We start from the raw sequence: 12826 nt of genomic DNA on the forward strand, positions 1-12826 counted from the left end.
AAAAATGAAACTATTTCAAAATCTAGCTATTATTTCTATCGTTACAATTATTGCTGCTGTTGGATTTCGCCTCAACAGTTCGACTTACGCCGAGGGAAATCAAAATAATCAAGAAAATCAAGTCATAACAGCCAGTGTTTGGGAAACATCCAATGTTAATTATGAGGGAATTAATGAAATTACAGTGTATCGTAGTCCATCCTGCGGTTGTTGTGGACAATGGATTTCTCACATTGAGAAACATGGGTTTGAAGTCAAAGACATAAAAACCGATGATATGGAGACTATTAAACGTCAAAATAATTTACCTTCAGAGTTAGCATCTTGTCATACGGCTATTATTGACGGTTATGTGATGGAAGGACATATTCCAGCGGATGATATTAAACGTTTTTTGAGCCAAAAATCCACCATGAAAGGATTAGCTGTGCCAAATATGCCTATTGGTAGTCCAGGTATGGAATCTAACAATATCAAGCAACCTTTTGCTGTTTTAAGTTTTAATAATCAAGGAGATATTGCAGTTTTTAATGAATATGAAAACTATTAATAGAGTAAATAAAATTACAAAAATAGGTTTACATATTCTTCCGACAAGTAAGGCGGATAATGTATTTTAAGATATTAAACCAAATCATACTAAACCCCGTTTAAATAATGTACTAATTATGGCGGAGAACAGGGAATAGGGAACGGGGAACACTTTATAATTGTGGATTAATAAGCGAATCCTCTCCATTTCAAATTGATGAATAGGTACATTATCTAATAAGGATTTGGTATTATTTATTTATTGTTTTAAAATAAAAGATAAATGTAAAAGATAAATGAAAATTTTAAAAAAATTGTAGTATATATAATCCCTTAATTATCAATTGTTATGAAATTAATTAATAGTAAGAAAAAATGGAAAGTGATAAAAGAGAAATAAGTTGTAGTTATTATTTTTCACCGTTAATAAATTTATCTAATTCTTCATAGTCGGGGAGTTGAGCATCTACTATTTTACCATCTCTGATTAAAGTGCGATCGCACTGATTTCGTGACAACAATTCACTAAAATAACGACCTTTAAAAACAATTAAATCTGCGGTACTTCCCACGCTTATTATGCCTAGGTGGGGCAATTTGATCATTTTTGCTGGAGTTTTAGTAACAGAGGCGATCCAGTCGCTGTAGGGGGTGTCTAGGTGAGCAATGCGCACAGACTGGGTAAATACCTCTAGCATATCATGATCTCCAAAACCAAAAAAGGGATCTCGACAATTATCACTGGCAAAAGCCACGTTTATTCCTGCGTTTTTCAACTCTTTTGCCCTTGTTACTCCGCGCCAAAAGGGGGTAGTTTCTTCCTGTCTATCTTGCAAATACAGGTTACACATGGGTAAACTAACGATGCTGATATTTGCTTGTTTTACTAATTCAATGGTTTTTTTGACTACTTCGGGGGGTTGCACTGCTAAGCTACAACAATGACCACAGATAATGTTACCTTGATAGTTCATTTTAATGGCAGTCTTTGCTATTTTTTGTAAACAAATTGAATCTATCTCATTATTTTCATCGGCATGAAAATCTAAGTCTAAATTACGCTCAATGGCAAGTTTAAATACGGTTTCTATTTGTTTATCTACATCTTTATTCATATAGGCAACTCCCCCCAAAATACCTTCTTTTTCTGCCATTTTATCGGCTAATTTTGCTCCGTCAGGGGTAAGAAAATAATCTAAACTAACGAGTGATACTGCTTGAATAGTCAGTTTATTTTGCCATTCTTTTTGTAGTTGTTTCCAGATTTCTACACTCATAAAAGAGTCATAGCTATAACAGTCTAAATGGGTTCTAAGGGCGATCGCACCGTGGACATAACTACACTTTAAACCAAAGTTCATTCTCTCATAAACTTCTTCTGGGTTCCAAAATTTAGCATCATTTCTAGCCATTTTTAAAGCCGTTTCAAAATCCCCTTTTAAGTTAGGAGAACGTTGATAAATATGTCCTTTATCTAAGTGAGTATGAATATCGATAAAGCAGGGTAAAACAATCCCTTTTTTCAAATCTTTTCCCTGTGTATTATCATTAGCAGGAATAATTTGCTTTATTTTTTCTCCCTCAATTTCAATGTCACAAAGAACCAGATTTTCTCTAGTCTTTTGCTCAAATTTTATAGTTGAATTTTCAATCAGATCTAAGGGAATATGAGCATTCTTTAGCCAATATTTATTATTCATTATCTAATATTTTTTATTATTAATAGTATAATTATACCAAATCCTATTTAGATAGTATATTTATTTACTTGAAATCATTGAGATTGATGATAGTTATTAGTCTACTTTTAATGTAGGATTTGGTATTACTTCAGTTTATCGGTACTATAGCGTTTTTATAAGTATGAGGTACATTTATTATTCTCAAGTCCCCCTTATTAAGGGGTATTTAGGGGGATCGTTTTGTACCCCGTAATCATGATAATTGCTATATATTATCTTTTAAAATTCTAACTTGAATTTTCTACTTATTAAGGCGGATAGGGGGGATCAAATTATTTACATTTTTAGAAAATAGATACTATATTTAATTACTTAAAACCGCTTTTATTTCTTCTAATTTAGTCAATAATTTATCAGTTTTTAGGACATCATTAACAGTGTCTATTGCTTCCTTCAAAGAAGGCGAATATCCGCAACGCCAAAGATAAAAGCCACCATTTAAAACAACCCCTTCCGACAAAGTAGATTGTTGCCCTTGTAAAAGTTTATGTAACTGTTGATAATAACTATCATAGTCCTCTAATTCGATGTCATGACGAGTCAAATCGAATTCTTCAGGATGAATTTTTAAATACTCATAACCCTCTTCTTTATCAGAACTATTAATACATACAATGGTGGTTTGTGCTAACTTTAAATCGGGGCTACCTTCTAAACCTTTGATGAGGGTAAACTGTTTTACTCCCCTAAGATGTAGGGCTTCTCGGATCATTTTTTCGGTGGGAGGATGAACAAAACCAGCTATTAAATGACTGTTACCTGTGTAGGGTTGCCAGATTAATTCTAGGGTGGCAAGGGGGGGGCGTTTACCGATTTCTTCTCTATATTGAACCAATTTATTTGCTAGGGGGAAATGTTGAGGTAAATAGAGGAAAGAAAAGTTAGTTTTTGCTAATAAACTTTGAGCTTTTTCTATGGTTAATTTACTTAAATTTACGCCTAAATTTTGCCAAATTTCAATAAGAGGTAATCCATATTTGGTGGGCATGGTTTTCCCTCCGTGCATTAATACGGGGATGTTATGACAAGCCAAAATTAGGGCGGTGATAGGAGAAATGGGGGCTGTGCGCGATCGCCCATCGTAGGGAATTCCGAGTATAGTTAAGGGATAAGAGGTATTGGGGATAGTATCTAATGTTGCCCCCAATTCGCTGTAGGCATCTAGCATTCCAGCCAATTCAATACCTGTGGGGCGTTTAATACGTTGGGCAATGAGAAAAGCACCGATTTGGGCGGGGGTAGCTACCCCTGTCAACATCATTGTGGCGGCTTGGTGGGCTTCTTCTCTGGTTAAATCTTTATGGGTATGCGCCCCACTACCAACTTTTTTTAATAATTCTCTGAATTCTGCGCTCATTATGATGGATTTTCATTTAAGTTAGGGCTTGTCTATGGATTAAGACAATAAAGTTATTTTAATCTATGGTGGGAGTTTTATTTATGTTGTGAAAGGCTGATTGGGCATAAATTTTACTTTTTTCTCCCCCTGTATTGATAATGCTTATTAAAATGTCAAGGGATTCTTGAGCGTTGATTTGTTGCCATGTATAACAGAGATTTTGAATGATTTGATCTGATTTTTTTGCTAACTCATGGTTACGATAAAATTTTAGAGAGATTTTAGCAATGGTTTCTTTTATTTTTGGTTTGTTTATTCTGCCTAAAATGGCTATTATTTCACAACAAATTTCTTCTGATACTAAATATAATGCTTTTTCAAGGGCATGAATACTATGGCTGGTTTCTTGCCAAGCCAAGGATTTTGTGATGGTATGTTGTAGGGGAATGGGGGTATGTGGTTTGATGAGGGTGGAAAAAAGAATGTCAGTGGCTAATGTATGGGGTATATGACTTAGGCAGATGGCGGCTTGTTGACAAACAGTCAAGTCAACGTCATCGAGGAAGGGGGTAATGAGGGTTGCTAATTGTTGAGGGGAATAATATTTAGTTTTTCGGACTAATCCTATTAATGCTTCTTTTCTGATGACAGAATTGTAGTCTTTGAGGGCGTTTTCTAAAATGGGGATAATGCCAGAGTCATCAAAGTTGCTTAAAGAGGCGATCGCACTTTGTCTTATGTCAACATTATCATCATCAGCCACAGAAAGCAAGGGTTTAATAACTAAACGATGGGGAATTTGGGCTAGGGCTTTGGTAGCGCAAAGACGATATGAAGGAGAATCCAGTAGGGCAGTCAAGATAGAAATAGCCCTTTCCCCTTGACTAGCTAAAATCTGAGCGCCAACACTGATTAAATCTTCATCTTCCGTGGTGTTTAATAATTCACTGATGATTAAAACAGTATCAGGGTTATCTAACTGACTAATAATTTTTAGGGCAAACCAACGATATTCACTATCTCTATTTTCGTCCAGAATTACCCCTTTTAATGGTTCAATGACTACTTCACCGTATTTTACCAGAACCTTGGCGATCGCCCATCGTTCTTCAAAACTACCATTTTCCAAAGTTTTAAGGGCAGAATGCAAGGAAAAAGACTCAAGATTGTTTAAAGGGAGATTGCTCTGTTGAGATAAATACATTATATTCTCAGTTTGTTGTACCATTTATTAACTACCATAGTCTAAGAAAATTCATTAACCTGATTTAGTCATTCACAATACATTTTTATTTTTGCCATGCAATAAACGCATCAAGTCAAATCATTATATGCATAAAAAGTGTAAAAAAATAAACTTTCTTTGACAAAACTCACCTAACCACAGCAACAAATAGAAACAAAAAAAAGAATGGGGAGAAAATATAACCCCCAAACCATAATATTAACTCAACTTAAGAGCATTAACGGGAACATCATCCCAACTGTTAACAGTACGCAAAACAGCCTTCCAGCCTTGCTTTTGTTGATCATCCGTCAACTTTTCTTGCCAATCACGATGACAATCATCCGCTGCTTCCTTATTCATTCCAGCAATACAGGCTTGAACAATTCCACAACCGTCAATTTGTTCATTTACCCAAATAGTCATAACTCAAACCTCTATATTTTTACTCTATACCTAATATTCTAAATGCCAACTCAAACCTAGAATCACTGCTTAATGTTTTGTAAATCTTTCACCATAGCAAAGTCAATGTTACCGTATAAAAAAACAAGACTGATTTATGATGGACAAAAACAATCTCCCTTTTACCAGCGCCCACAAGTTAGAAAAACTAATCCGTAAAAAAGAAATATCACCCCTCGAATTAACGGAATTATACTTGCAACGTATTGATGATATGGATGCCCAATGGGGTAGCTTCGCCCATGTTGCCCACGATAGCGCCATCAAAGATGCCCATGTGAAAACAGAAATTTTAGGCAACACCAAAGACACCCAAGAATTACCTACCTTTTTCGGGATTCCCACCGCCATCAAAGATTTATACTCCGTAAAAGGAATGCCCACCGCCTATGGTAACGGTTTTATAAAAGATAATATTGCCGATTTTGACAGTGGTATTGTCACCAAAATTAAAGAAGCAGGGATGATTATTTTAGGCAAAACAGCCACCTCAGAATTAGGCTCATTACCCTACATTGAGTCTCCTAGTGTCCCCCCTTGTCGCAACCCTTACAACCCCAAATACACCGCAGGAGGCTCTAGTGGAGGGGCAGCAGCAGCCGTAGCAGGGGGCTTAATTCCTGTAGTACATGGGTCAGACGGTGGTGGTTCAGTGCGTGGTCCTGCTTTTTGTTGTGGTTTGGTGGGTTTAAAGCCTTCTCGGGGCAGAATTTCTAGCGCCCCTGTGGGAGATTATTTAGCAGGAATGGCAACCCAAGGTTGTTTGAGTCGTAGCGTCATGGATTCGGCTATGTTACTAGATATTTTATCGGGTTATGTGATGGGAGATCCCTATTGGTTAGACAATCCCTCCGAAGGTTTTGCTTCTTTGGTTACAAAAAATCCACCTTCTCTCAAAATTGCTTTTGCTACGGAGATATTACCTTTTGGGAAGGCTGATGATTGTTTACAAAAACAGGTAAAGGATGCGGTAGATATTTTTGCCGATATGGGACATAAATTAACGGAAGGTTGTCCAGATTTTTCTAGTATCGTTGAGCCTTTCAAAGTCATTTGGCAAGGAAGTATGGTACAGGGCGATTTCCCTGATGCCATTCTTAGCCCCATGAATCTTTGGCTAAGGAAAACCGCCCCTAGTTTGAGAGAGTATTTAAATGCTGTCCATCAAATACAGGTGATTTCCCGTCAAATAGTGGCTTTTTTTGCTGATTTTGATGTGTTGATTTTACCTACTTATCTTCAACCGCCTATTAAAGTCGGCGAGTGGGCGAGTCTATCATCTGAAGTTACTTTAGATCATATCATTAATTGGATTGCACCTTGTCCACCCTTTAATGCTACGGGACAACCGGCGATCGCCCTTCCCACAGGATTTACAGACTCAGGCTTACCCATCGGCATCCAAATTGTCGGCAAACCTAAAGATGAAACAACTATTCTTCAATTAGCCTATCAACTAGAGCAAATTAAACAATGGCAAAAACATCGTCCTTCTAGCATAGACTAGCATTGAATAATCGGTGTGATCTGACACTTCCCCATGAAAAGAAACTCTAATGGTTTCTAAGACTAATTAAATCAATTAGTTGGTCAAAAGCAATGGGACGACTAAATAAATAACCCTGAAAAATATCACAATCATTATTAGCTAAAAAGTTTAATTCTCCGGGGGTTTCTACCCCTTCTGCCACTACTTTTAAATTTAATTGGTGTGCCATTTGAATCAAACATCTAACAATACTGGCATTTTTATAATTGCCATCAATATTTTTTATAAAATCTCTATCAATCTTTAAAGTATCAAAATTAAAATGTTGTAAATAACCAAGAGAAGAATAGCCTTTCCCAAAGTCATCGATCGCAATTTTTAATCCAGCAGATTTAAGTTTGTTTAATTTTTTTACTGCCAAAGAAGGATTTTTGATTAATAAACTTTCCGTTAATTCTATTTCTAAAAACTGAGGGTTAAAATAGTGATCAGCTAATATTTTAAATATTTTTTGTTCTAGTAGATTATCATTAAATTGACGGGGAGAAAAATTTACAGAAACCTGCATTTGTTGACCACATCTTTTTTCCAAAAGTTTAAAATCTTCACAGGCTTTATTTAACACCCATTCCCCAATACTATCAATTAAACCAATTTGTTCGGCAATGGGAATAAAAACAGCAGGGGAAATGTTATTATGTCCTGGATCATTCCATCGTAAAAGAGCTTCAATACCGATTATTTTGTTAGTTTTAAGGTTTACTTTTGGTTGATAAAAAACTTCAAATTCTTCATTGGCTAAAGCATCATGTAATTTTGTTTCTATGGCTACTTCATTTTTATTATTAGTATGAAATGCGGGAGAATAGACTTCGTATTGATTTAATCCTACAGTTTTATTCTCAGTAACAACAGCTTTCGCATTATTTAATAACTCATTAATTGTGTCTCCCTGAATAGGATAAAAACTGATACCAATATTAAAATCAATATAAATTTTTTGTTTTTTATAAATCAGAGGAGGAGTAATGTTTTTTAATAAATCTTCTGCTAAATCAATGGCACTTTGACGATGTCTAATAGGTTCAGTAATTAAACAAAATTCATAGTGTTCTAATTTTGCAATGATTATGTCATCTCCTAGATTCGCTTTTAACCTTTTGACCACTGCTTTAAATAAGGAATTAGAAACATCAATACCTAATTCATCTCGAATTAAATTAAAACGGCTAAAGTCAAGATAAAAAATAGGAATTAAAGATGGTATTGTTTCTTCGTTATTGTCGGCACTTGCATTTATTTGTTGATAAAAAACTTCTAAAATGGCGTTGAAGTTTTCTACTAAGGATAGCTGATTTGGTAATTGAGTTAAACTATCGTACTTACTAACAGCGTTTAACTTTTCTTGTTGTTTTAATAACTGTAATTCTTTATCAACAATTTGTTGATGTTTATTGAGGGCTATACTAATGTTGCTTTCTAAAACTTCTATTTTGTAAGGTTTGGCAATGAATCCATAGGGGGAAGTTTTGACGGCTCTTTTAATGGTATTTTGATCTGTATAAGCGGTAAGGTAGATGATTGGAATGGAATTGGAAGTTTTTTTGGCTATTTCTTCTGCAAGGATAATGCCATCATCATTTTTTATTTTAATGTCCATCAGAACTAAGTCTGGCTTACTTTTATAAATACCGTGTAGGGCATCTTTTCTATTGTCGGCTAATCCTACTACTCTATAACCTATGGTTTCTAAGTCTAATTTTAGGCTTTCTGCCGCGATCGCCTCGTCTTCTACTATAAATATAGTAATGGGATTAGTCATAATATTTTTTTGTAAAGAGAGAGGTTAATGATTTTTTATTTTATCTTGAATTCCTCGATTTTAATCAAGTAAAATTTTCACCTTCGTAAGGATGTGTTTAACTCACTTTGAAGGAAACGTATAAATAATAAACTATTTTTACTTACTCTTGATTATAGTTGATGGAAAAGATTAATTACTATGATAAGTGCAATAAACTCCATTTAATTTAAGTATGGTTGATTACCGAAATTTTGAATTATTGGTCTTACAATAATACTTAATAATTGGGAGATAAAAGATTTAAATATTTTTTTCAAATAAAACCCATAATTTTTTTGACTATGGTATTTATTTTGCAAATAATTGTCGTTAAGGCACTTTTTTCATATTAAAAGTTTACGCTAACTAATAATATTTTGCAATAAAAATAGAAGGGTTTAAATTAGATAGAGGGGAGATAAAGAAAAATTATTAAATTTTTAACGATGTTGGAGTGATTGGGCGTTAAAAGTAATGATTACGACATGAACCGAAACTCAATTACTTTTTGTTCTTTTTGATTTCTCGGTGCAGATAAGATTTTACAAGGGGTTAAAACCCCTTGCCTCGTCAATTATTTCATTTTCCCTTTGGGGCTAAATTTAAGTTTTTGAACGATTAAAAGGTTATGTAATGCCACTAATCCGACAGTCCATAAAGCATTAACATAAAATACCTGCCAAAGTACAGATACATTAAAACCGTGTAAATCTCCTAACACCACTCCCCCTAGCCAAATCATGGCTTGATAGGCGATGAAACCGATGACCAAGGTTAAACCGATAGCAGAGATATATTGACGGAAGTTTTTGCTTTGTCTGTCAAATTGAAACAAACCGAAGGCAGCGGCAAGTAGTCCGCCCAATAAGATGACAACACCCCAAGCGAAGGTACTAAAATCGAGAGGATAATCTCTCATGGTAAAGCCAATTACTTGGTTTACAAACCACATTAATAAGATGGTGGTAATGGCTTTTGATTTTGATAAATTAGTAGATGCGATCGCACCGAAACCCACTAAAGGTAAGGCACAGGTAAACACCACATTACTAAAACTACCCAAAGCAAGGAGAGCAAAAAACCAAGTACGGCTATTATTCACCGTCATTTGACAACTTGCCCAATTAATCTTGTCTGAATCATTGGGAAATCTGGAAACTGAAATAGTCATGGAAATACCTCATTAAATAAAATTTGTAACGGTAACCAAATCCCTAAGAAGGAATAGGGGGATAAAGATGATCAGTAATTTTTTCACCTCCGACAATATGCTTGTGAACAATATCTTTTGCCACCTCTGGTGTCACCCTTGTGTACCAAGTTTTATCCCCAGAGTAGAAAACCACAGGCCCCATTTTGCAAACCTCCAAACAACCCGAACTTTTTACCTTAATATCAAGCCCTGCTTTTTCCACTTCCCCTTGCAAAGCATCAAAAATCGGTTGCCAATCGTAAAAAGGATTACAACGCCCCGAGCGACACACAGATAAATAGGGCTTTTTGAGAGGATTACAATCGTAGGGAATAGGTTTTTTACCCAAAACATAAATCTCCCGTAACTCTTCATAAAGACTGAGTTTTGTTAAATTAGGCTTATGCTCAGGCAATAAATTCTCGTCTTCATCCACAAAAGGATTAGGCAGAAAAATATTCATCATCCTTTCCCCTGCCCCATTCCAAAACTGAATACCCCAACTACGGGGCTGGTTTTTTTCATTAAAACGACGATAAAAAGAAGCTCTACTAACTACCCTCTGCTGTCGTAACGATAAGGGCGTTTTCTCATCCGGGCCTCCCCCATGTTCTTCTAAACAAAGGTGTAAGTGCCAAGCATCGGTTACCACCGTCAGATAACCATCATAGATAACACACACCTTGGGAGGTTTAGTTAATTCTAATTCTAAGACACTACCTTCTACCACATGACCCACTTGGGTTTCTTGCCAATGTTCTTGAAACAAGGTGTATAGTAAACAACCGAGGGTATCCACATCACAGGGAATATCTTCATATTCCATCAAGCCCCCTGTAACGAGATTTTCTGTAGTTAACTTATTTAGAGATTTAACCCAAGGATTAAATTCGCCCATAATTGACTCCTAAAATGTTGCATTCACCCCGACTCGGAAATTTCTACCGAGAGCGGGAAAACCGGGGAATTGTTCATATTGTTTATCAAATATATTATCTATTCCCCCTGTTAAGTTAACATTATCAGAGAGAGGAATGCGGGTTTTAAAATCTACGGTGGTGTATCCTGGCAAAGAATCGGTATTGGAGTTATTGATAAAGTAACCGCCCAAACTTTTGAGAATCAGAGCAAGATAAATGTCTTTTTCGTAAGCAATACCAAGGTTAAAACTATTTGCCCCCCTGAAGCCTAGCTCATTTCCTTCGATGGAGGGGTTAACATCTTCTATGATGCGAGGATCATTTAAAGTATAGTTGGCAAAAGCAAAAAAGTTGGGGGCAACCTGAACATTTAGGTCAGCTTCTATGCCTGTGCTTTTGATTTCACCGATATTGGTGTAGGTGCTAGGGTTGCCAAACTCGAAGTTAATGAGGTTATCAATGCGATTACTAAAAAAGGTTAATCTTAATAGCCCGATGTCTCCCAATTGTTGATCGACACCAATATCAAAACTATTGCCCCTTTCGGGTTTTAGCTCAGGATTCCCGACAATATTAAATGCTCCTAAACCTTCTAGGTTAACAATTTGGGGAGATCTAAAACTTCTACCATAGTTTGCCCTGACGGTGGTGGTGGGGGTAATGTGGTATCTTGCCCCGATGCTAGGGGAGGTAAAAGAGCCATTTACAAGGCTATTAAAGTCTTGTCGGAGTCCTAGATTAAGGTTAAATTCGGGGCTAAAATCGACGTTATAACTGGCAAAAAGGGCTTGTTGGCTAATGCTACCGTCATAGTTGAGGGTGGTGATGCCACTGTTGCTACTAAAGGTGTTGTTTTCTGCTTGGGTGTTACGAAAATCGTAGCCGTAGGTAATGTTTTGGTTGGGGGTTAGTTGCCAGTTGTGTTGAACTTGTAACCCTAATGCTCGGCGGTTAATGTCATCTCTCCCAGCAGAAAAACCATCGGGGTTCTCAAATTTGTAGTCGAGAAAATCTCCAAAAATTCTGGTGGTAAGGAGGGAGTCGTCTCCTTCTCCTAGTTTTGATTCTAGGGTTAAATCAAGGAAGAGTTCGTCGGTATTTTGTCGGGCGAGGGGAGTAAGGTTGTTGAAAGGGGCTTCGGGTACAGCGATTCCCCCTGCGACTCCAAATTCTTTGTTGAGGTAAAGGGCGCTGAAGGTGAGCTTGTTGCGATCGCCCAGATTTCCTGCTAATTTCAAATTGAAGTTATTGTAAAGTACATCGGCGTTTTCTCTTTGGGATTCAAGCCCGATGCGATCGATACGGAAGGGGAAGTTATTATCAGATTGGGTTCTGGTGTATCCCACCGCCCAACTAACACCATTCGTTTCCCCACGACTCTGAATGGCTTGTTCATTTAAACCAAAACTACCCACATTAGCCCTGACAGTTACTTGAGGAGTTTCCCCCGCACCGCTACGGGTAACAATGTTGATAACACCTCCAAGGGCATCAGAGCCATAAAGGGTAGAGCCGCCTCCTGGTAAGAGTTCGATTCTTTCAATGTTATCGGTGGTGAAGCTAGATAAATCAAAACCCCCAAAACGACCAACATCATTAATGGGTCTGCCATCGAGTAATATCAATACTTGAGAGGTACTAGCACCCCGAATAATTTGGGTACTTTGCGCCCCTAATTGCCCTCCTGTGGTGCCATCACTCAGAACCCCAGGCAAGTATTTTAGGGCTTCTTGCACTGTCCTAGCCCCCTGAGCCTCTATCTGTTGCCTATCGATGACATATACGGGGCGACTAGAATCCCTGACGGTGGCTTCCCTTCTGAAGGGGGCAAACACTGGTTGATTAAGGATTTTATCGGTTATGATAATAAAAATTTCCTGTTCTTCTTCGGGAGTTAGATTATTTTCTACCTCTTGCTCTTCTTCTGACTGAGTTAAACTATTTTCTATTTGTGGCTCTTCTTCGGGTTGAGCGGACAAGGGAACACCATTATCAAACAGGACAGTTGCCACTAATAAAGGCAATGCCCAAACTAGACTTTTGCTTTGCAAAAGCCACCAATATTTATTCTTCATCCATA

10 protein-coding genes are annotated in these 12826 nt (G+C 36.8%); 2 read left to right on the forward strand and 8 right to left on the reverse strand.

Annotated elements, in window-relative coordinates; genetic code table 11:
* Nucleotides 1-4 precede the first annotated feature (4 nt).
* Entirely contained in the window at nt 5-550 is a 546-nt protein-coding gene (locus AA637_RS07550) for a DUF411 domain-containing protein (protein ID WP_446682233.1), read from the forward strand.
* A gap of 391 nt (nt 551-941) precedes the next feature.
* Here the strand turns inward: AA637_RS07550 and AA637_RS07555 are convergent, their stop codons facing one another.
* The 4 genes from AA637_RS07555 to AA637_RS07570 form a co-directional block, all read right to left on the reverse strand.
* The gene (locus tag AA637_RS07555; protein ID WP_446682234.1) at nt 942-2231 is read right to left on the reverse strand and encodes a cytosine deaminase; all 1290 of its coding nucleotides are present in this window, start codon (nt 2229-2231) and stop codon (nt 942-944) included.
* Between the two features lie 346 nt (nt 2232-2577).
* Nucleotides 2578-3630 carry an anthranilate phosphoribosyltransferase family protein gene (locus AA637_RS07560; protein ID WP_446682235.1) on the reverse strand — a complete coding sequence of 351 codons (1053 nt, stop codon included), beginning with the start codon at nt 3628-3630 and terminating at the stop codon, nt 2578-2580.
* 58 nt (nt 3631-3688) lie between these two features.
* Entirely contained in the window at nt 3689-4840 is a 1152-nt protein-coding gene (locus AA637_RS07565) for a HEAT repeat domain-containing protein (RefSeq protein WP_446682236.1), read from the reverse strand.
* A 216-nt stretch (nt 4841-5056) separates the two neighbouring features.
* The gene (locus tag AA637_RS07570) at nt 5057-5263 is read right to left on the reverse strand and encodes a glycogen debranching protein (protein ID WP_446682237.1); all 207 of its coding nucleotides are present in this window, start codon (nt 5261-5263) and stop codon (nt 5057-5059) included.
* Nucleotides 5264-5402: 139 nt separating this feature from the next.
* Here AA637_RS07570 and AA637_RS07575 point away from each other — a divergent pair, with 139 nt between their 5' ends.
* A complete protein-coding gene (locus tag AA637_RS07575; RefSeq protein ID WP_446684550.1) occupies nt 5403-6809 on the forward strand; it encodes an amidase in 1407 nt (468 codons plus the stop codon).
* 46 nt (nt 6810-6855) lie between these two features.
* On the opposite strand, the gene AA637_RS07580 is transcribed toward AA637_RS07575, so the two are convergent.
* The 4 genes from AA637_RS07580 to AA637_RS07595 form a co-directional block, all read right to left on the reverse strand.
* Nucleotides 6856-8613: a two-component system response regulator gene (locus AA637_RS07580; RefSeq protein WP_446682238.1), complete on the reverse strand. Its 1758-nt coding sequence runs from the start codon at nt 8611-8613 to the stop codon at nt 6856-6858.
* A 595-nt stretch (nt 8614-9208) separates the two neighbouring features.
* Nucleotides 9209-9805: a hypothetical protein gene (locus AA637_RS07585; RefSeq protein ID WP_446682239.1), complete on the reverse strand. Its 597-nt coding sequence runs from the start codon at nt 9803-9805 to the stop codon at nt 9209-9211.
* A gap of 43 nt (nt 9806-9848) precedes the next feature.
* Nucleotides 9849-10724, reverse strand: coding sequence for a (2Fe-2S) ferredoxin domain-containing protein (locus AA637_RS07590; protein ID WP_446682240.1), 876 nt, complete (start codon nt 10722-10724; stop codon nt 9849-9851).
* Between the two features lie 9 nt (nt 10725-10733).
* Nucleotides 10734-12821: a TonB-dependent receptor plug domain-containing protein gene (locus AA637_RS07595; RefSeq protein ID WP_446682241.1), complete on the reverse strand. Its 2088-nt coding sequence runs from the start codon at nt 12819-12821 to the stop codon at nt 10734-10736.
* Between the last annotated feature and the right edge of the window lie 5 nt (nt 12822-12826).

The organism is Cyanobacterium sp. HL-69 (assembly GCA_002813895.1).
Taxonomy (GTDB): domain Bacteria; phylum Cyanobacteriota; class Cyanobacteriia; order Cyanobacteriales; family Cyanobacteriaceae; genus Cyanobacterium.